19 protein-coding genes are annotated in these 20,628 nt (G+C 62.0%); 16 read left to right on the top strand and 3 right to left on the bottom strand.

Annotated elements, in window-relative coordinates:
* Window positions 1-115 precede the first annotated feature (115 nt).
* Together AC4CWF_RS17060 and AC4CWF_RS17065 are read left to right on the top strand one after the other, a co-directional pair.
* Entirely contained in the window at window positions 116-1,096 is a 981-nt protein-coding gene (locus tag AC4CWF_RS17060; RefSeq protein WP_491282818.1) for a complex I NDUFA9 subunit family protein, read from the top strand.
* A 239-nt stretch (window positions 1,097-1,335) separates the two neighbouring features.
* Window positions 1,336-1,491 (top strand): hypothetical protein, encoded by a 156-nt coding sequence (locus tag AC4CWF_RS17065; protein ID WP_491282820.1) that lies wholly within the window; start codon window positions 1,336-1,338, stop codon window positions 1,489-1,491.
* 135 nt (window positions 1,492-1,626) lie between these two features.
* Here AC4CWF_RS17065 and AC4CWF_RS17070 read toward each other — a convergent pair whose 3' ends face one another.
* Window positions 1,627-2,433, bottom strand: coding sequence for an undecaprenyl-diphosphate phosphatase (locus AC4CWF_RS17070; RefSeq protein ID WP_491282821.1), 807 nt, complete (start codon window positions 2,431-2,433; stop codon window positions 1,627-1,629).
* A 155-nt stretch (window positions 2,434-2,588) separates the two neighbouring features.
* On the opposite strand from AC4CWF_RS17070, the gene AC4CWF_RS17075 reads away from it, so the two are divergent.
* The 10 genes from AC4CWF_RS17075 (at window position 2,589) to AC4CWF_RS17120 (ending at window position 13,160) form a co-directional block, all read left to right on the top strand.
* On the top strand, window positions 2,589-3,281 hold the full coding sequence (locus AC4CWF_RS17075; protein WP_491285464.1) for a glutathione S-transferase family protein: 693 nt from the start codon (window positions 2,589-2,591) through the stop codon (window positions 3,279-3,281).
* A complete protein-coding gene (gene queG, locus AC4CWF_RS17080) occupies window positions 3,262-4,437 on the top strand; it encodes a tRNA epoxyqueuosine(34) reductase QueG (protein WP_491282822.1) in 1,176 nt (391 codons plus the stop codon). The genes AC4CWF_RS17075 and queG overlap by 20 nt, the downstream gene beginning before the upstream one ends.
* 2 nt (window positions 4,438-4,439) lie before the next feature.
* A complete protein-coding gene (locus tag AC4CWF_RS17085; RefSeq protein ID WP_491282823.1) occupies window positions 4,440-5,312 on the top strand; it encodes an NAD-dependent epimerase/dehydratase family protein in 873 nt (290 codons plus the stop codon).
* 435 nt (window positions 5,313-5,747) lie between these two features.
* Window positions 5,748-6,071, top strand: a complete 324-nt coding sequence (locus AC4CWF_RS17090) for a septal ring lytic transglycosylase RlpA family protein (RefSeq protein WP_491285466.1) — start codon at window positions 5,748-5,750, stop codon at window positions 6,069-6,071.
* A 97-nt stretch (window positions 6,072-6,168) separates the two neighbouring features.
* Window positions 6,169-7,449 (top strand): RsmB/NOP family class I SAM-dependent RNA methyltransferase, encoded by a 1,281-nt coding sequence (locus AC4CWF_RS17095; RefSeq protein WP_491282824.1) that lies wholly within the window; start codon window positions 6,169-6,171, stop codon window positions 7,447-7,449.
* A gap of 145 nt (window positions 7,450-7,594) precedes the next feature.
* A complete protein-coding gene (locus AC4CWF_RS17100) occupies window positions 7,595-8,869 on the top strand; it encodes an imelysin family protein (RefSeq protein ID WP_491282825.1) in 1,275 nt (424 codons plus the stop codon).
* Window positions 8,870-8,920: 51 nt separating this feature from the next.
* Complete coding sequence (locus AC4CWF_RS17105) at window positions 8,921-10,462, top strand: di-heme oxidoreductase family protein (protein ID WP_491282826.1); 1,542 nt, start codon at window positions 8,921-8,923, stop codon at window positions 10,460-10,462.
* A complete protein-coding gene (locus AC4CWF_RS17110) occupies window positions 10,462-11,568 on the top strand; it encodes an imelysin family protein (protein WP_491282827.1) in 1,107 nt (368 codons plus the stop codon). The genes AC4CWF_RS17105 and AC4CWF_RS17110 overlap by 1 nt, the downstream gene beginning before the upstream one ends.
* A 1-nt stretch (window position 11,569) precedes the next feature.
* Entirely contained in the window at window positions 11,570-12,652 is a 1,083-nt protein-coding gene (locus AC4CWF_RS17115) for a DUF1513 domain-containing protein (protein ID WP_491282828.1), read from the top strand.
* 55 nt (window positions 12,653-12,707) lie between these two features.
* Entirely contained in the window at window positions 12,708-13,160 is a 453-nt protein-coding gene (locus AC4CWF_RS17120; protein ID WP_491282829.1) for a TspO/MBR family protein, read from the top strand.
* Window positions 13,161-13,199: 39 nt separating this feature from the next.
* Here AC4CWF_RS17120 and AC4CWF_RS17125 read toward each other — a convergent pair whose 3' ends face one another.
* Window positions 13,200-13,511 (bottom strand): hypothetical protein, encoded by a 312-nt coding sequence (locus AC4CWF_RS17125; protein ID WP_491282830.1) that lies wholly within the window; start codon window positions 13,509-13,511, stop codon window positions 13,200-13,202.
* Window positions 13,512-13,751: 240 nt separating this feature from the next.
* Here AC4CWF_RS17125 and AC4CWF_RS17130 point away from each other — a divergent pair, with 240 nt between their 5' ends.
* The 4 genes from AC4CWF_RS17130 to guaA all read left to right on the top strand — a co-directional run bounded on the left by AC4CWF_RS17130 (window position 13,752) and on the right by guaA (window position 17,526).
* Window positions 13,752-14,507 (top strand): glyoxalase superfamily protein, encoded by a 756-nt coding sequence (locus AC4CWF_RS17130; RefSeq protein WP_491282831.1) that lies wholly within the window; start codon window positions 13,752-13,754, stop codon window positions 14,505-14,507.
* Between the two features lie 316 nt (window positions 14,508-14,823).
* Window positions 14,824-15,273, top strand: coding sequence for a PaaI family thioesterase (locus AC4CWF_RS17135; RefSeq protein ID WP_491282832.1), 450 nt, complete (start codon window positions 14,824-14,826; stop codon window positions 15,271-15,273).
* A complete protein-coding gene (locus AC4CWF_RS17140; protein WP_491282833.1) occupies window positions 15,270-15,908 on the top strand; it encodes a 5'-methylthioadenosine/S-adenosylhomocysteine nucleosidase in 639 nt (212 codons plus the stop codon). The genes AC4CWF_RS17135 and AC4CWF_RS17140 overlap by 4 nt, the downstream gene beginning before the upstream one ends.
* A gap of 40 nt (window positions 15,909-15,948) precedes the next feature.
* Window positions 15,949-17,526: a glutamine-hydrolyzing GMP synthase gene (gene guaA, locus AC4CWF_RS17145; RefSeq protein WP_491282834.1), complete on the top strand. Its 1,578-nt coding sequence runs from the start codon at window positions 15,949-15,951 to the stop codon at window positions 17,524-17,526.
* A gap of 190 nt (window positions 17,527-17,716) precedes the next feature.
* On the opposite strand, the gene AC4CWF_RS17150 is transcribed toward guaA, so the two are convergent.
* The gene (locus AC4CWF_RS17150; RefSeq protein WP_491282835.1) at window positions 17,717-20,461 is read right to left on the bottom strand and encodes an ATP-binding protein; all 2,745 of its coding nucleotides are present in this window, start codon (window positions 20,459-20,461) and stop codon (window positions 17,717-17,719) included.
* Window positions 20,462-20,628: the final 167 nt, after the last annotated feature.

Genomic DNA, 20,628 nt, shown 5'->3' on the forward strand with positions numbered 1-20,628 from the left:
CTGCGGCTTTTTAGTCTCCCCGCGTCCGAGTGCCTTACAGGACACTTCACCTTGCCGGACGGATCGGCTAGAGACAGAGGAAGAATCTCTCTCCCAAGGCTTCCGGAGCACTGCCATGACCATGTCCAATCTTCCGCCGCTTGTCACCGTGTTCGGAGGCTCCGGTTTTGTTGGCCGGCATGTGGTGCGTGCCTTGGCCAAGCGTGGTTATCGCATCCGGGTTGCCGTGCGCCGTCCCGATCTTGCCGGTTTCCTGCGCCCGGCCGGTTATGCCGGCCAGATCCAGCTGGTACAGGCCAACCTGCGTTACCGCGCCTCCGTCGATCAGGCCGTTGCCGGTTCCACCCATGTGATCAACTGCGTCGGCATCCTGTTTGAAAGTGGCAAGAACTCCTTCGATGCCGTGCAGGAATTCGGCGCCAAGGCCGTGGCGGAAGCGGCCCGGGCCGCCGGCGCAACGCTCACCCATGTCTCAGCCATCGGCGCTGATGCGAAATCTGCCTCCTCCTATGGCCGCTCGAAGGGCCGCGCCGAGGATGCCATCCTGTCGATCCTGCCGAGCGCCGTCATCCTGCGCCCCTCGATCGTGTTTGGCCGCGAGGACGGTTTCTTCAACAAGTTCGCCGACATGGCGCGCTCCATGCCGTTCCTGCCGCTGATCGGTGGCGGCCACACGAAGTTCCAGCCGGTTTTTGTGGAAGACGTGGCGGAAGCCGTGGCGCTCTCCGTCGATGGCAAGGCCAAGCCTGGCACGATCTATGAGATTGGCGGCGCAGAAGTGCTGACCTTCAAGCAGTGTCTCGAGGAAGTGCTGCGCGTCACCTATCGCAAGCGCCCGTTCGTGTCCCTGCCCTTCGGCATCGCCTCCTTCATCGGCAGCATCGCCTCCAAAATCCCCCTCATCACGCCGCCGCTCACCAGCGACCAGGTCACGCTCCTGAAGAACGACAATGTCGTTTCGAGCGCTGCCGAGCAGGAAGGCCGCACACTGAAGGGCCTCGGCATTGCGCCGACACTTCTGTCCAGCATCCTGCCGAGCTATCTCGTGCAGTATCGCGTTCAGGGACAGTTTACCGGCAGCGGCAAGGCCGCCTGAGGCGCTTACCGGCCTAAAGTGATCCGGGATGCTACAGAAACAGGCAGGCCGACGGTCTGCCTGTTTTCACATCGTCTAATGTGACACAAAAGTCGCAGCCGCCGACAGGCTTCCATTAACCGGCGGTTCATCAAAATGGCCTATTGATGTCTTGAGGCTCGGCCCGTAAACCGCAGCCTCTCGCAACGACGAACCGTATGGCCGTGACACAGATTTCATCCTCCGAAAGGCATTCTTCCATGGGCAAGTCCATCGCACTGTTTTTCGCGTGTGCGGCACTCGTCATTGTTGCCGGCTCCTTCCTGGCGCCGGGCACGGTTGCAGCAAACAAGGGCTCTTGCGCCCCTGCCTACGGCGTCGATCCGTGCAGCACTACGGGTTCGATCCATCGCTGATCATCCGGCTGTAAGGCGCCCGCCCGTCTCCCAAGGGGCATGAGGCGCACAGTTTGCGAACACAGCCGATCCTATTGAAAAAGCCGGGCCGCTTCTGCGACCCGGCTTTTGTTTTGGCACCGCGGCGTGTGTCTTTCAGGCGATCATGCCGAAGGAGGCAAGACCGAGCAGGAAAACGCCCAGAATGATGCGATAGACGGCAAACACGGTGAAGCGGTTGGTCTGGATATAGGAGAGCAGCCATTTGACCGCCACGAAGGCAACCACCGTCGAGGTGACGAAGGCAACACCGAGCGAGGTCCAGTCTTCACCCGCCAGGCCCTGGTCCTTCAGCGTTTTCAAAAGCTGATAGGCGCTGGCCGCATACATGGTGGGAATGCCGACGAGGAAGGCAAACTCGGTGGCGGCGGCGCGATTGCCGGTGCCGGCCAGCATGGCGACGAAGATCGTCGCCCCCGACCGCGACGTGCCCGGAAAGATCCCCGCCACCACCTGCGCAATGCCGACCAGAATGGCCGCAAGCCAGGTGATGCGCGTGCTCTGCGGACGCTTTGCAGCCGCCCATTCGGCAAAGATCATCCAGAAACCGCCGATGATCAGCGCCCAGGCAATCGGGCTTGCATCCTCCGGCAGTTCGAAGCCAAGCTTCTTGACGAGAAGGCCCAGCACGGCGGTGATCAGGAAGGCGACGATGAGCTTTAGCGCATAATCGCGATTTTCCGGCTCACGCCAGCCGAGAAGGAGGCTCATAAGCCGGCGCCAGTAGATGATGGTGACGGCAAGGATCGCGCCGGCCTGGATCACGATGTTGAACGTGTCGGACCGGCTGCCCAGCCACTGCTCGGCAATAATGAGGTGGCCGGTGCTGGAAATCGGTAAAAATTCGGTGATCCCCTCGACCACCCCAAGAATGAACGCGCTAAGTATGCTCTGGTCCGCCATTCTTAATCCTTTATTGAGTAGATGACGACAGTTTGATGGAGTTGGGTCGGCATTGCTTGTGCTGGGCTTATCAAACCCATATAGCTGGCATACGTCAGGCCAGCGAAAGATGCGAGCCATCCTCCCTGTCGAATCAGCATAAAGTTCATGTGTCCATGCCCACCCTCTATCATCACCCGATGTCTTCAGCGTCGCGTTTCGTCCGTCTGATTTTGGCGGAATACGGCTTTCAGACGGATCTGGTCGAAGAGCAGCCCTGGGAGAAGCGGCGCGAGTTTTTGGCGCTCAATCCGGCAGCGACGCTTCCCGTCTATGTCGATGACAGCATGCGGGTTCTTTGCGGCCCCAATGTTCTCCTGGAATTCCTCGACGAGACCCATGGTGTCTTGAAGCGCGACCGCAGGCTTCTGGCGGAAGATCCCTTCCAGCGCGCCGAAATCCGCCGCCTCACCGAATGGTTCCTCTTGAAGATGGAGCAGGACGTGACGCGGCCTTTGACGCGTGAGCGCGTCTACAAGCTGCAGATGACGCAGGCCCAGGGCGGCGGCGCGCCGGATTCGAAAGTGCTGCGCACCGCGCGCGCCAATATTCGCCAGCACATGAAATATCTCGCCTGGCTTGCGGGCTCGCGCACCTGGCTTGCCGGCGGGCGGCTGAGTTATGCCGATCTTGCCGCGGCCGCCTCGATCTCCGTGCTCGATTATCTCGGCGAAATCGATTGGCAGGAGACACCGGTTGCCAAGGAATGGTATCAGAGGCTGAAATCGCGGCCTTCGTTCCGCCCCATGCTGGCGGAACGCATCCGCGGCATCACGCCGGTATCTCATTATGCGGATCTCGACTTCTGAGGCGAATAAGCCCGCCGACACCGACAAGCAGGCCCTGCGACGCCGCAAGCTGACGGACTTCCTGCGCAAGGAAGCTGAGGCGCAAGGGTTCGATCTCTGTCGCATCACACTTCCCGATGCCATTCCGCAGGCCCCGGCCCGTCTCGCCACCTTCATCGAGGCCGGCCGACACGGCACGATGGCGTGGATGGAGGACACCTATGCCCGCCGTGCCGATCCGCGCACGTTGTGGAGCGAGGTGCGCTCCATCGTCATGTTCGGCCTCAACTATGGCCCGGACGAAGACCCGCGTGGCCTTCAGGACAAGCCGGACCGCGCCGCCATTTCCGTCTATGCCCGCAACCGCGATTACCATGACGTCATCAAGGGCCGGCTGAAGGAAATCGCCACCCGCTTTGCCGCCCGCGCCGGCGAAGATGTGAAAGTCTTCGTCGATACCGCCCCGGTGATGGAAAAACCACTGGCAGAGGCCGCCGGTCTCGGTTGGCAGGGCAAGCACACCAATCTCGTCTCGCGCAGCCACGGCTCCTGGCTGTTTCTCGGCAGCCTGTTTACGACGGCCGAGCTAGAGATCGACTTGGGCGAGCGCGACCATTGCGGTTCCTGCCGCGCCTGTCTCGACGCCTGCCCGACCAACGCCTTTCCAGCCCCCTACCAGATCGATGCGCGCCGCTGCATTTCCTATCTCACCATTGAGCACAAGGGTCCGATTGATGCAGAATTTCGCCCACTCATCGGCAACCGCATCTATGGCTGCGACGATTGTCTGGCCGCCTGTCCATGGAACAAGTTTGCCGCCAGCGCGTCTGAAATGAAGTTTTCCGCACGCGAGGACCTGAAGGAGCCGCGGATCGATTTTCTGCTAGGCCTTGACGATGGCGTCTTCCGCGCCTTCTTCTCGGGGTCCCCGGTCAAGCGCATCGGGCGTGACCGTTTTGTGCGAAATGTGCTGATCGCGGCCGGCAATTCGGGAGATCCGGCCCTGATCGAACCGTGTCTGGCCCTTCTGTCGGATGCAGCGCCGGTGGTGCGCGCCATGGCAGTCTGGACGCTGTCGCGCCTGATGCCGGCAAAGGCCTTTCGAGACCTTGCCACAATGCGCGGACAGGACGAAGACCCTGAAGTGGAAGCGGAATGGCAGATGGCAGGAGCATGACGATGCAGATGATGATCTTTGGCGCCGGTTATTCCGGCCAGGCGATTGCCGCAGAAGCCCGCGCGGCAGGCGCCACCGTCTCCGGCACCACCCGTAGCGCGGACCGGCTGGAGGTTTTGGCCGCCCAAGGCATGTCGCCCTTCCTGTTTGACGGGGAACACCTGTCGGAAGCCCTTCTCGCGGAAATGCAAAAAACAACACATCTGGTACAATCGATCGCGCCGGGAAAAGCCGGCGATCCGCTGCTGATGCTGACCGGCGGCGATCTCAAACAGTTTTTTCCGAACCTCGTCTGGGCCGCCTATCTCTCCACCGTCGGCGTCTACGGCGACTACGGCGGCCAATGGGTGACGGAAGAGACGCCCTGCCGGCCCGTTTCGGTGCGCTCGGTGGAGCGGGTGGCGGCGGAAGAGGCCTGGATGGAAGCGGCAGGCAAAGCCGGCACGCCGATGGCCGTGCTGCGCCTCTCCGGCATTTACGGTCCCGGCCGCAACGGTTTCGTCAATCTTTCGCAGGGCACGGCGCGCCGGCTGGTAAAACCCGGACAGGTGTTCAACCGCATCCGCGTCGAGGATATCGCGTCAGCCACGCTGTTTCTCGCCGACAAAAATCTCGGCGGCATCTTCAACATCACCGATGACGAACCCGCCCCGCCGCAGGATGTCGTCAGCGAAGCCGCCCGCCTGATGGGCATTGCCCCGCCGCCCGAACAGGCCTTCGAGACGGCAGAACTCAGCCCCATGGCACGGTCCTTCTACGGCGAGAACAAACGCGTCTCCAATGCGAAGATCTGCAATCTGGGGTTTCAGTTCAGATATCCGGAATATCGTATTTCTCTTATGGACCTCTGGGTGTCCGACCGCTGGAAGCCCTGATTTCCGGGGCCTCGAGTCTCGTTTTGGAACACGCGCTTTCGGATGAAAATTCCATCCTTATAGCTCTTTCTGGTCATTCTTTCTTAATCTAATGGGCAAGTCGCCATAAAATCTGTCCAAATATGGCGTTTCGGGCAGGCGGACGATAAAAAAATTTCGGCCGTTTTCGTGAGGCCGGGAATGGCCCGAATCCACCCGGTACAGTTTTCCAGTTTGTTACTGATTCGCTTAAATTTTTTCCAACTTAACGGGTCAAACTCGTTAGCCGGCTTTCCATCACAAATGTTACAGTTATTAACATTGCGTGATGACAAACCCCACGTTTTCGCCTTTTTTGGCCGTCCCTAAGCCTCCCACACGCCAATTGCTGGCGCAGGTCTCAGGGGATAACCAAATTTGACGCTCGTAAAACGCACGACTTTCGCAACAGTTGCCATCGCCACCTTAAGCCTTCTCGGTCCCATCAACGCCCATGCAGCACCCGGTTGTGGTCACGCCTCCTGGTATGCACTGAATTCCAAGACAGCCTCCGGTGAACGCATGAACCCGTCCACCCTGACGGCCGCCCACAAGTCGCTCGGTTTCGGCACCAAGGTGAAGGTCACCAACAAGCGAAACGGCAAGACCGTTGTGGTGCGCATCAACGACCGTGGACCGTTCATCAAGGGCCGCGTCATCGATCTCTCCAAGGCCGCCGCCCAGAACATCGGCATGGTTGCCGCCGGCACCGCCCAGGTCTGTTACGAAGTGCTCGGCTGATTGGCAGCCTCTGCCGGCCTTGCCCCCGTCACGCCCTGCCCTTGCTCTTGCCATGGATCGCGATTAAACGCGCTGATACACCGTAGGAGAGCAAAAGATGCGTTTGGGCGGACGAATGGCGGCAGCCATCGAGGTTTTGGCCGATATCGAGACGCGCAAGCGTCCTGTCGCCGATGCCCTCAAGGACTGGGGCCTTGCCCATCGTTTCGCCGGCTCCGGCGATCGCGCTGCCATCGGCAACATTGTCTATGACGCGCTGCGCATGCGCCTGTCGCATGCCTATCTCATGCAGGATGATGGCGAAGCCGCCCTCGTCTACGCGGTTCTACTGCGCCAATGGGGTTTCACCCCGGACACACTTGCCGCCGAACTCACCGATGATAAGTTTGCGCCCGAAGCACCGGATCTGACAGCCTTTATGGCCCGCGATCTTTCCGAAGCACCGCTTCATGTACAGGGCGACATTCCCGAATGGCTGGTTCCCTCCTTCGAAACCGCCTTCGGTGCGGGCTGGCTTGTCGAAGCCAAGGCCATGGCCGAACGCCCCTCGCTGGATCTTCGCGCCAACACGCTGAAATCCAACCGTGACAAGGTGGTGAAGGCGCTCGACCGGTCCGGCGCAAAACCCACCCGTATTGCCCGCAACGGCATCCGTATCGACAGCGGCACCGGCGCCTCGCGCCTTCCCAATGTCACGGCGGAACTGTCCTTCCAGAAGGGCTGGTTCGAGGTGCAGGACGAGGGATCGCAGATCGTTGCCGATCTCGTCCAGCCCGCCGATGGCCAGCAGGTGCTGGATTATTGCGCCGGCGGCGGCGGAAAGACACTGGCGCTTTCGGCAACCCTTCACAACAAGGGCCAGGTTCACGCCTATGACGCCGACCGCAAACGTCTCGCGCCGATCATCGAGCGCCTGCGCCGCGCCGGCACCCGCAATGTGCAGGTGCATGATGACATCGCCCAGTTGAAGGCCTTCGAAGGTCGTCTCGACGTGGTGCTGGTCGATGCCCCCTGCACCGGCACCGGCACCTGGCGCCGCAGGCCCGATACGAAATGGAAGCTGACGCAGAAAAATATCGACGAGCGGCTGGACCAGCAGCGTGATGCGCTGACCTCCGCCTCCGCCTATGTCAAACCGGGCGGCGCGCTGATCTATGTCACCTGTTCTGTTCTGCCGGAAGAAAACGCCCGTCAGGTCGAACGGTTCTGCACGGAAAACCCTGAATTCCAGCCGGTGGCAAGCCTGCCGGCTTACGAAAAGCTGTTCGGGGCAGATGTTGCAAAACCCTATTCCACCGATGGCGCGGGCCTGACGCTGACGCCGGCCAGCACGGGCACCGACGGCTTCTTCTTCTGCCGGTTGCAGCGCAACGTATAGCCTCAGTTGAGGCCGGGCTTGCGCTTGATCAAAACACGCGCAGAGCCCGGCCACCACTTCAAACCGTTCTAATCTAGATTGTTTGACACTGGTTTTTGTTTGCGCCATGACACGGGGATCGCGATCCGCTGACGCAGGAGAAACCATGATCCGTAGAACGCTATTGAACGTGAGCCTTGGAGCGCTGGCCGCCTCCGCCGCTTTCATCGTGACACCGGCAAGCGCTGCCGAACCGGCAGCGGTTCTCACCCATTACGCCGATCTCGCGCATGCCAAATATGAGGATTCGCTGACGACGGCGAAGGCCCTCGACAGCGCCATCGACGCGCTCATCGCAAAACCTTCCGAGGCAACGCTGACGGCGGCGCGCAAGGCCTGGATTGCTGCCCGCGTTCCCTACCAGCAGTCGGAAGTCTATCGCTTCGGCAACCCCATCGTCGATGACTGGGAAGGCAAGGTCAACGCCTGGCCGCTGGACGAAGGCCTGATCGATTACGTCGATACCTCCTACGGCACCGAAAGCGATGCGAACGCCTTCTACACCGCCAACATCATCGCCAATCCCAAGCTGAAGGTGAACGGCGAAGAGATCGATGCCTCCAAGATCACGCCGGAGCTGATCCGCAGCCTGCATGAGGCGGGCGAGGTGGAAGCCAATGTGACTACCGGCTATCACGCCATCGAATTCCTGCTCTGGGGTCAGGATCTGCACGGCACCGGCCCGGGTGCCGGCGAGCGGCCCTATACCGATTACGACAAGGCCAATTGCACACACGACAATTGCGACCGCCGCGCCGATTACCTGAAATCCGCCTCCACCGCGCTGGTCGAAGACCTTCAGGAAATGGTCACCGCCTGGGCGCCGGATGGCGAAGCTGCAAAGGCCGTTGAGGCCGATCCGAAGGCTGGCATCACCGCCATCCTCACCGGCATGGGCTCGCTGTCTTACGGCGAACTTGCTGGCGAGCGCATGAAGCTCGGCCTTCTCCTGCACGATCCGGAAGAGGAGCATGATTGCTTCTCCGACAACACGTTCAACTCGCATCTCAACGACGCCATCGGCATCGCGTCCGCCTATAACGGCACCTATACGCGCATCGATGGAACGAAGATGACGGGGCCGTCGCTGTCTGACATCGTCAAGGCCAAGGATCCGGCGCTCGACAAGGAAATGACCGCCAAGCTCGACAAGACGCTGGATGCCATGCACGCCATGGCCAAGCGCGGCGAGACAGTGGAAGCCTATGACCAGATGATCGGCGAAGGCAATAAAGAAGGCAATGCCGTGGTGCAGGCCGCCATCGACGGGCTGATCGACCAGACCAAGACCGTCGAGCGTATCGTCACCGCGCTTGATCTCGGCACCGTCAAGCTCGAAGGCTCCGACAGCCTCGACAATCCCAACGCCGTCTTCAAATAACCAGATCGGAGCGGGCCGGATATTGTGCGCAATGTCCGGCCCGAACCCCAGATGACCCTGCGCCCCGCAGCCCTCACCCTTGCAGCAGCCCTTTTTGGCGCAGCAGCCTTTTCCGGCACAGCCTGGCTTGGCCCCGCGGCCATGGCTGGCGATGGGCACCGCACAGATCTCTCGGCAAAAGACCGTCTTCGCGTCGAGGCCGTCACGGCCGCCGCTACCGACTTTTCAAAACCCGACCCCTTCGAGGCCATGGCCGGCGGTGCCGCCACGTCGACGGCGCCTGTCGATGCAAACGCCTTTTCGGACTTTTCAGCCAATCTGGATTTTGCCGCGCGCGAAGAATTTTCGCTCGGCAATGCGCTGTTTTCCAAACTCTGGGTCGCCGCCCCCTCCTCCACGCAGGCCTCCGATGGGCTGGGGCCGCTCTACAATGCCCGCGCCTGTCTGAGCTGTCATGTGCGTGATGGCCGTGGCCATCCGCCGGAAGGTGCCACGGACACGACGTCCATGCTGCTGCGGCTGGCACGCCCCGCCCGCACGCCCGCCGAACAGGCGATGATCGACCGCCACGATGTGCTCAATTTCCCCGATCCGGTCTATGGCGAACAGCTGCAGGATCTGGCCGTGCCCGGCCTTGCCGCCGAAGGCGAAATCAACATCCGCTACGAAGACCTGGCCGTCACACTCGGTGACGGCACCGTTGTGATGCTGCGCAAGCCGCATTACACCGTGGCAGACCTCGCCTACGGCCCGCTGGATACGAACACCACGCTTTCCCCCCGCATCGCCCCGCCGATGCCCGGCATGGGCCTGATCGAGGCCATCGCCGAGGCTGATATTCTTGGCCGCGCCGATCCCGATGACCGCGACCATGACGGCATTTCCGGCAAGGCGGCGCTGGTGAAGGATCACCGGACCGGCCGCCTCACGCTTGGCCGCTTCGGCTGGAAGGCGCAGAATGCCACGGTGCGCGATCAGGTGGCCGCCGCCTTTTCCGGTGACATGGGGATTTCCACGCCCGATAGGCTCGATGCCTATGGCGACTGCACAAAAGCTGAAACCGCCTGCCATGCCCTTGCAAACGGCGTCCAGCCGCGCCTAGGCGACAGCGAGGCGCCCGATCCGGTGATGGATCTCGTCACCTTCTATTCGAAAAACCTCGCCGTCCCCATGCGCCGGGATGTCGATGCGCCGGATGTTCTGGCCGGCAAGGCGCTGTTTTACGCCTCGGGCTGCGCCGCCTGCCACACGCCAAAATATGTGACGCGGCGCGATACCGAGGACAAGGCGCTCGCCTTCCAGCTGATCTGGCCCTATTCCGATTTCCTGCTGCATGACATGGGCGATGGCCTCGCCGATGGCCAAGCCGTCGGCGTTGCGAGCGGTCGGGAATGGCGCACCCCGCCGCTCTGGGGCATCGGCCTCACAAAAACCGTGAACGGCCATAGTTTTTTCCTGCATGACGGACGCGCCCGCAACCTCACCGAAGCCATTCTGTGGCATGGTGGAGAAGCGGAACGGGCGCGTACCGCATTTTCTGCCCTTGCCCGGCACGACCGGGACCTGCTTTTGAAATTTCTGGAGACACTCTGATGTCGAGATGGTTGTCCGCTCTCGCTCTCACCCTCATTTCGGCCACCACGGCCCTTGCGCAGGAGGCCGACACGGCCCCGCCCAAGACCTTGAGCGAGGAAGCGACGAAACACGTGATGGTGAAGGTGGTGGATGATTTCATCCGCCCCGGCTATCGCCAGTTTTCCGGCCAGAGTGCCGTGCTGACCAATGCCATGGCAGATCTTTGCGCGACCCCCTCCGACAAAACCTATGCGGCGGCGCAAACGGCCTTTGCCGATGCCGCCACAAGCTGGGCGCAGATCGAGATCGTGCGCGTCGGCCCGGTGCTCGATGCCTACCGCTTCGAGCGCATCCTGTTTTACCCGGATCGCAAGGGCACTGGCCTTCGCCAGGTGCAGGCGGTGCTGGCCGGAGCCGATGAAGGGGCAACCACGCCGGCCGGCCTTGCGCAGAAAAGCGTTGCCGTGCAGGGGCTCGGCGCGCTGGAATTTGTGCTTTACGGCACCGGCAAGGATGTGCTCCTCAGCGAGAAGAACAGCTTCCGCTGCCGTTACGGCCTCTCCATCGCCGGCAATGTCCAGCGCATCGCCACCGAACTGACGCAAGCCTGGGACGAGCCTGACGGCATCCAGCAGGACTGGAAAAACCCCGGCAAGGACAGCGCCGTCTTCCGCGACGGCCATGAGGGCGTTACCGAAGCGCTTGGCATCCTCGTTCACTCGGCAGAGGCTGCGCGCGACCAGCGCATCGAAACCTTCTACAAGGGCGAAGCCAACAACACCTTTCCGCGCCAGGCGCTGTTCTGGCGCTCCAAACTCACCTTCCCCATGCTGTCGGGCAATCTTGAAGGCATCCACCGGCTCCTCGATGTCTCCGGATTCCGCGACCTCCTCGCCCCCGACCAGCAGTCGGTCGTCACCTCCATCGATTTTGTGCTGAAATCGCTGACGAGGGTGACAAACGACGTGAACCCCGATGTGGAAGTGGCCGTGGCAGACGAAAAGGAACGCCAGAAGCTGGATTTCCTGCTGATGAACAGCCGCGACCTCATCTTGCGCCTGAATGACGGGCTCGGCGGCGGTCTGGGCCTTGGCGCCGGCTTCTCCTTCTCGGATGGCGACTGACATGGTGCGCACCGGCGACATCGATCGGCGCCAGTTCATGCGCGCCGCCGGCATCGGCTTTCTGGCAGCCCTTTCGCCTGAGAGACTTTGTGCGCTGGAGCGGGCGGAGGCCGTGTTTGCCGCCGGTTTCCGCAGCCCTGACGGGGCCTATGGCATCGCCACCACCACTGCCGATGGAAAGATCATCGACCGCATCGCGCTTCCGGCGCGCGCCCACGGCCTTGCCTATTGCCGCGTCACCGGCCGCGGCGTCGCCTTCGCCCGCCGCCCCGGCACGTTTGCCATGATCTTTGATCCTGCAGGACATGAACAGCCGGTGCTGATCCACGCGCCGGAGGGACGCCATTATTACGGCCACGGATACTTTTCGCCGGACGGACGCCTTCTCTACGCCAGCGAAAATGACTTTGACGGCAATCGCGGCATGATCGGCCTTTACGATGCCACCAACGGCTTTGCCCGCATCGGCGAATTTGAGGCCGCCGGCATCGGCACCCATGACATGACCGTCTCCGATGACGGGCGCCACCTGATCGTCGCCAATGGCGGCATTGAGACCCACCCGGATTTCGGCCGCACAAAGCTCAATCTCGACCGCATGCAGCCGTCGCTCGCCATTCTGGAGGCCGCCACCGGGCATGTGGTGGAGCGCCATGCGCTACCGCCTGCCCTCAGCCAGCTCTCCACCCGGCATCTCGACGTGGATGAGGGTGGCCGCATCTGGTTTGCCTGCCAGTATGAGGGCGCCCGCAGCGACCTGCCGCCGCTTGCCGGCTCGTTTGCGCTCGGGCAAGACCTGCGTTTCGTCTCGCTGCCGGACGAAACCACGCAGCGGCTGGGAAATTACGTCGGCGCCATCGCCGTCAACCGCAAGGAGCGGCTGGTCGGCCTCACCTCGCCCAAACTCGGCGCCGCCGTCATTCTGGATGCGCGCACCGGCAAGGTTCTGGCCGAGCAGGCAGTGCCCGATGCGGCAGGCGTGGCAAGCGCTCCGGACGGACTTGCCGTCTCCTCCTACAGGGGCACGCTGGCCGGCACCCGCTCGGCCCTTGCCTGGGACCAGCATCTGGTGCATCTCGCCTGAAGCGCTCCCTCTGCCCCCTGTGGTTATCGGCAACAACCGCCCTAGTTAGGACGCCATGAAGAAACTTCTCGTCCATCTCCTGTTCATTCTCGTCGTTGTCGGCCTTGGCGCCCTGATCGGGGTCTCCAACATCCCCGGCCAATGGTACCAGTCGCTGGAAAAGCCGCCGTTCAACCCGCCGAACTGGATTTTCGGCCCGGTCTGGACCGCCCTTTACGTGCTGATCGGCATTGCCGGCGCCCGCGGCTGGCTGGAAGCCCCCGCCTCCAGCCGCACGCAGCTGTGGTTTGGCCAGATGGCGCTCAACTTCCTCTGGACACCCGCCTTCTTCGGCATGGAAAGCACCAGCCTCGGCCTCGTCGTCATCATTCCGCTTCTCGTCTCCATCCTCGTCTTCATCCGCATCAGCTGGCGGCCGGACCGCCTGAGCGCGATCCTCTTCCTGCCCTATGCCGCCTGGGTCGGTTTTGCGACGCTGCTCAACCTGTCGCTTTTCCTGTTGAATTAGCCATGGATGGCCCAATCGGCTTTAAGCCCCATCTCAATTTCAAGGCCGCGCCTGCAGAAGCAGCGAACGGATGCCGAAGCCGTAACCCATGATCAGCATGCGGATCATCAGGTCCGGATCATTCGTGGGCCGCCCAATCTCGCTATCGAAAGGGCGCACGTGAGACCACGGCCGAAAGGCGGCTTCCGCTTTGCGCCAAAAGGAGACATTCGCAATAAGCCGTCGGCTCCACGGGACCGTTCGATATTCATTAATTTGGAAGGTCGTCGCATAGATAGTCGTGTGTGCAGGCGAAGCAGGCACGATATGGGCGGCTTCGGATCGTCCCAGATTGTGGTCATTACGTTCCACTGGAACGGCCCGGATATCTCAACAGGGTGCTGAACGAGCTGATCCTGTCTTTACGCCCGGCGAGCCTTGACAAGAATCGGCCAAACGAACATTTTTGCAAGTAAGGTTGATGCTGCCGGCCGCTCACGCCCATCCGGGATGGTGAAAGCATCTGAATGACGATCAATTTCCTTGCGAGAGGTCGATCCGTCAGCAACGTGAGCACTGGCCTTTGGGATTGACCCATTACAGGGAAACTCAATGCACACCTACCGAGACGCCAAACGTATGGCGAAAGTTCTCGAATCTTCTCTACGCGAGAAGAATGTCGATATCTCTCACGGCGAAAGCCTGAATATCATCGCAAAGCAATTTGGCCTGGATGATTGGAATACCCTCTCAGCCAGGATCAAGCGGACCGAAGCCTCCGATGCACGCCGCACGCAAGCGCTTCAGTCCTGGGATTTCGTGGGCGAGCATCCAACCGAATTCGATTATGGAGTTGATGAAAACGCACTCGGTTCCGGCCGGAGGGCGGCGCTGATCCGCTACACACGGTTCCCATTCACACGATATCGCGATACGGCACGGGTGTTCGGAACGCTCGCGCAAACCATCGCGGCAACACCTTACCATGGAAAACGGCTTGAAATTCGCGCAGACTTGGCGACCGAGCGGGTTTCGCACGGCGCAACCCTATGGGCGCGGGTCGATAAATCGCCTGGACACACCCTCGCATTCGACAATCTGAAGCATCACTCTGACGGATGGCTCTTTGGTGACAATGGTTGGACCACCCGCAGGATCGTCGTGGATGTGCCGCCGGAAGGCATATCGCTTTTCTTTGGTTTCTTCTTGAAGGGAACCGGCACTGTCTGGGCGGCAAATTTTGCGCTTACAGTTGTGGACAACACCGTTCCGCTAACCTGCGTGCCGAAAGACCGGGGACCACGCGAAATGGGTTGGATTACGCCTCAAAACCTCGACTTTTCGAAAGTCGTCGATTTGATCTCTTGAAGAGCAGGGAGCGGGAAGCTTTCCCGCTTCCCTTGTCGCAAATATGCTGACATTCGCGACAGATCGACCGTCCCTGAATATTAAGGGAGAATTTCTGTCGCGAAACTCGGGTGCAAAAATCAGAGTTTCGCGACCGACTTATGCGACGGCCAATGTCCGCTTCACGCCGACTGCGCACAATGATCTTGCATCGTCCCGCCCAAGGAAATAGCCCGAAGCCAGCGTGACCTCGCCCCGCCGAAGAGAGAAGCACCACCTCCGGCTTGCGGCATCTCCTCTGCCATGCCACTTTCGCAGCCGCGAAAGGATGGCAGGCATGGACGACATAGATCCCGGCGATTTCCGCGAGCGCGTTCGGCGCAGCTTTGGACGGCAGCAGGCGATGGTCACCATCGGCGCGCAACTAACGCGCGTCGAGCAGGCCATGGTCGAGATCGAAATGCCGTTTGATGCAAAGCTGACCCAGCAGCACGGCTTTCTGCATGCCGGCGTCATTGCCGCCGGGCTGGATGCTGCCTGCGGTTATGCCGCCTATACGGTGATCGAGCCGGAAGCCTCCATTCTCACCATCGAATTCAAGGTCAACCTGATGTCGCCGGGGCGCGGTGAACGGTTCCTCTTTCGCGGCGAAATTACAAAACCCGGCTCCACCATCATCGTGGCCGACGGCCGCGCCTATGCACTCAGCGACGGCCCGGCCAAACTGATCGCCTCCATGAGCGGCAGCATGATGGTGATCCGCGGCAGGCAGGATATTTCCGGATGAGTTTTGAGCTTTTAACCGTCGCCGACCGATCCATCCTCTTCGTGATGGCTGTGGATGCCGAATATGGCCCGCATCTGAAGGTGCGCATCCGCCCGCTGATGACGGGCGTCGGACCGGTAGAGGCGGCCATTGCCGTCACCCGCACGCTCACCCGGCTGGAAGCGGAAGGCCGCCTGCCGCATCTTATCGTCTGCCTCGGCTCGGCCGGATCGCGAGAACTGGAACAGACCGCCGTCTACCAGGCCGCCTCGGTCGGCTACCGGGATATGGATGCCTCGCCGCTCGGATTTGAAAAGGGCCGCACGCCCTTCCTCGATCTGCCGGCCGCAGTGCCCCTCCCCCATGCCATCCCCGGCATTCCCGCAGCCCGCCTTTCCACCGGCGGCCATATCGTCTCAGGCTCTGCCTATGATGCGATCGAGGCCGAGATGGTGGACATGGAAACCTTTGCCGTGCTGCGCGCCGCGCAAGGTTTTGGTGTGCCGCTGATCGGCCTTCGCGGCATTTCCGATGGCAAGGAAGAACTTCGCCATGTGGGAGATTGGACCGAGTATCTGCATGTGATCGACGAAAAACTGGCAGACGCCATCGATCGTCTCGCACAGGCCCTGATTTCCGGCGATTTGGCGCTCTGACCCGGTTGCGAAAAGCGGAAGTTTTCATTAAAGGCTCGCCATGACCCAGATAGCGCATCCCGACAGCATCCTCATCATCGATTTCGGCAGCCAGGTGACGCAGCTGATCGCCCGTCGCATCCGCGAGGCCGGCGTCTATTGCGAAATCCACCCCTTCCAGAACGCGCGCGACGCCTTCCTGAAGCTTTCGCCGAAGGGCGTCATCTTCTCCGGCGGCCCGGCCTCTGTGACGGCCGAAGGCAGCCCGCGCGCACCGCAGGAAGTGTTTGAGACGGGCGTGCCGATCCTTGGCATCTGTTATGGCCAGCAGACGCTGTGCACCCAGCTCGGCGGCACCGTCGAGGGCGGTCATGCCGCAGAATTCGGCCGTGCCGATGTGGAGATCAAGAAGGACAGCCCGCTGTTTGACGGTTTCTGGACCGCCGGCGGCCGTTATCCGGTCTGGATGAGCCATGGCGACCGCGTGACCGAACTGCCTGATGGTTTCGAGGTTATCGCAACGTCCGAAAACGCCCCCTTCGCCATCGCTGCCGATGAGAAGCGCCGTTATTACACCACCATGTTCCACCCGGAAGTGGTGCATACGCCTGACGGCGCAAAGCTTCTCTCCAATTTCGTCCACAAAATCGTCGGCCTGAAATCCGACTGGACCATGGCCGCCTACCGCGCCGAGATGATCCGCAAGATCCGCGACCAGGTCGGCACCGGCCGCGTGCTCTGCGGGCTCTCCGGCGGTGTTGATTCCTCCGTGGCCGCCATCCTCATTCATGAGGCGATCGGCGACCAGCTCACCTGCGTCTATGTCGATCACGGCATGATGCGCATGGGCGAGAGCGAGCAGGTGGTCGGCATGTTCCGCGACCACTACAACATCCCGCTCGTCCATGTGGACGCTTCCGACCTCTTCCTAAACGAGCTTGCCGGCGTCACCGACCCGGAAGTGAAGCGCAAGACGATCGGCCGCCTCTTCATCGAGGTGTTTGAATCCGAAGCCGCCAAGATCGCCGATGACGGCAAGGGCGCGCCAAAGTTCCTCGCCCAGGGCACGCTTTATCCCGACGTTATCGAAAGCGTCTCCTTCTCCGGTGGCCCGTCCGTTACCATCAAGAGCCACCACAATGTCGGCGGCCTGCCCGAGCGCATGAACATGGCTCTTGTCGAGCCGCTTCGCGAACTCTTCAAGGATGAAGTGCGCGCACTTGGCCGCGAGCTTGGCCTGCCGGAAAGCTTCATCGGCCGTCACCCATTCCCGGGCCCCGGCCTTGCCATCCGCTGCCCCGGCGCCGTCACCCGCGAAAAGCTCGATATCCTGCGCAAGGCCGATGCCATCTATCTCGACGAGATCCGCAAGGCCGGCCTCTATGACACCATCTGGCAGGCCTTTGCCGTGTTGCTTCCGGTCCAGACCGTCGGCGTCATGGGCGATTACCGCACTTACGACTTCGTCTGCGCCCTTCGCGCCGTCACCTCCGTCGATGGCATGACCGCGGACTTCTATCCCTACGACATGAATTTCCTCGGCCGCACCGCCACCCGCATCATCAACGAAGTCCGCGGCATCAACCGGGTCGTTTATGACGTGACGTCGAAGCCGCCGGGCACAATCGAGTGGGAATGATCCCACCTCGTCCACAGGCGCATTCGTCTCGATAAATTCACGCCCTGCTGATGGGCGGAAACAGCGGCTAACAGACGTTAGCCGCTGTCTTGCTCTTGAAGGCGCACGGCGTGCGATGATCCGGCTGCAACGGCAAGACATTGTTATCGTATGCAGCCGCGCGCCGACAGTTGATGCGGCCCCACCGCGCCTACTGTGTCTCCATTCCCAGCACGCGCAGTTCAAGCGAACGCGCCTGCATCGAACGGGCGCATCGCAGCGCCTTTGCGAAAAACCTTTCGGCATCTGCCGGCCGGCCGCGAGACGCCCGCAGCAGCCCGGCAAGCCGTAATATCTCCGGATGGCACCAGCGTTCCTGGCGCAGGCACCGGCTGGCGAGGGCCTGCTCAAGGCCATGCTCGGCTTTGTCCGTCTCGCCTGCCTGAAGCAGCGCTTGCGCCAGGATGCAGCGATAGAAGGCAACGCGCGTCAGCCAGCCGCCGCCGGCAAGCTCGTTTATGCCGTCCTGCATCATGGCAAGGCCTGCGCCATCGCCGCGGGCGGCTGCGATGGCGCCGGCGAAAAACTGGCTTGTTCCCGGCCACACGCTGATGTTTTCCTGGGTGCTGATCTCAGAAAGCTGGCGCTGCAACCGGGATGCCGTCTCGAGGTTGCCAGTGAGATAGGCGATCGGCAGGGCGGCCAGCGAGATCGCGTTGCCCTGCGAAATCAGATGGCCGAGCCTGTTTGCCCGGGAAACCGCCGCCATTGCCATGCCGGAGGCACGGTCCGGCTCGCCGGTCAGCCAGAGCAGAAATGACCGTGACATTCCGATGGCAACGCCAAGGTCCATCTGGAACCGCGACAGGCCCGGACGATCCTCAAGCCCCTCCCAGGCCACGGCCAGCGCCTCGAGCCGGCGCGACGCTGACGACAGGCGGCCTGCATAGACCTCGATATGAGCAAGCAGCCGCTCCGCATCGGGCGCTGCTGACCAGTCCAGACCGGACACGGTCCCAAAACGTTCGAGCCCCTGCAGCGCCTCTCGCGGCCGGCCCGTATAGGCACGGTGAACCGCCTGACCCCAGACGGCCCGCATCTGATAGTCCACGCTCCCCGCCTCGGCGGCATGCCGGATGCTTTCAGACCATGCCGCACCGGTTTCGGGCCTCAGCCGCAGTGCCAGGGTCAGCGCCCATGCCCGGGCAATCGTCAGCTTCACCGTTGCAAGTGCTGTTTGCGGGGAGGGATCGCGGCGCGCATTCAGCGCCAGATCCACGGCCGTCAGCATTTCCTTGAAGGCCGACAGTTCCTGCCACAAGGGCAATGCGCTCACCACGAGATCGACACCGATCTGCGCATCACCGTCGGGGCCGAATGCCCAACCGATCGCGGCCCTCACATCGTCGATCCGGCCCCGATATTTGCGCAACCATGGTTGAGAGCTGTCGGTGGACCAGGCCTGCTCCGCATGGCAAAGCCACTCCCGCATCCGGCCAGCAAAACGCCGCTTCGCCCTTTGCCTTTCGGGGGCTGCGGCCAACCGCTGTCTTGCATAGGAACGGGTGCTTTCCACCAGGCGATAGTGGAGGATGCCCTCCTCGGGCTCGACGGAGACCATCGACTTTGCCACCAGTTGCGCCAGCGCGTCGCGCCCGGCCAGCGGATCGAGATAACCGGCGGAAAACAGCGCATCGGCATCGTCGGCGGCAAACCGGCCGGCAAAGACCGACAAAAGACGCAGGAGAACAGCTTCGCTTTCCGGAAGCAGGCGGTAACTCCAGTCCAGCGCGGCCTCCAGGGTCTGGTGGCGAAGCGGCGCCTGTCGGGGCCCGCGCCCCAGCGTGTGGAGCCCCTGCTGAAGCGCCGTGTCGAGAGCAGACGGCGTGAAGATCGCCGCATTGCCGGCCGCAAGCTCGATGGCAAGCGCCAGGCCCTCCACCCGCGTACAGATCGACACGATGCTCTCGACATTGTCGTCGGTCAGCTGGAATGCACCGGCGCTCTTTGCTCTCGCGACAAAAAGCTGCACGGCTGGAAAGGTGTGGGCTTCGGTGGCGCGCAGGCGCCGTTGATCTTGCGGATAGGCAAGCCCGGCCAGAAAATGGACATGCTCGTGCCGGGTCCGCAGCGGCGCACGGCTGGTTGCGATGATGGCGGCCGACGGGATGGCAGCCGCGATCCGGTCAATGGCGGCGGCGGCCATGGCGCTGACATGCTCGCAATTGTCCACGATGAGCAGCGTCCGGGTTTGTCGCAGCACCGCGATCACGCCGCCCAAAGGGTCTTCCAGGCCGAGCGACACGCCGACCGCCGTGGCAAGCGCCGGCACGACGAAGCGGGGATCGTCGATTGTCGACAGATCCACAAAGGCGATGCCGCCGGGAAACTCGCCGCGCATCCGCTCCGCAATCGCGATGGCAAGCGATGTCTTGCCCACGCCGCCAGGCCCTGCAATGGTCACGTAGCCGGGGTAGACCAGCTTTTGCGCAATGATGCCGGCGACTTCTTCGCGGCCATAAAGCTGAGGCACATCAGGCGGTCCGGCGGGCTGCGGCCGATTGTTTCCAGGCGCGTCCCGCCCGTCGTCGCCTTCCACCCTTGCAATGAACTTGTATCCCCGCCCGGCAATGGTTGCGATATAGGCTGTATCGCGGCCCCGGTCGGCCAGTTGTCGGCGCAGTGCCGCAACATTCACCTTCAGATTGTCGTGATGGACGAAGCAGTCGGGCCAGGCATGCGCCACCAGTTCAGCCTTGCTGACAACGTCGCCGGCCCGGCTCACCAGCAAGGTCAGCAGATCAAAGGCCCGGCCGCCAAGATGGACAGGCTCGTCATGGTGGAGGAGAAGCTGACGTTCCGGCAACAGGTGAAAGGGGCCGAACCGGTAGCTGGAACGCAGTGGTGCCGGCCCGGAGCCAGCATCCTTTCCCCCGCCGTCGCGCGTCTCTTGCATCACATATCCCCGCATGCGCCAGCGTTCGTCCAGTGTATCGCCTGCACCGGCAGCTGACAGACAAAAACTGATCGGTGTCACCAACTATCGGTAGCAGGAAGTGCGCTCATCGTCATGCCCGGCCAGCAACGACCGATGTCTTGCCGCAGGCCGGAAAAACCCGGTCT

The organism is Neorhizobium sp. PAMB6630 (assembly GCF_058242775.1).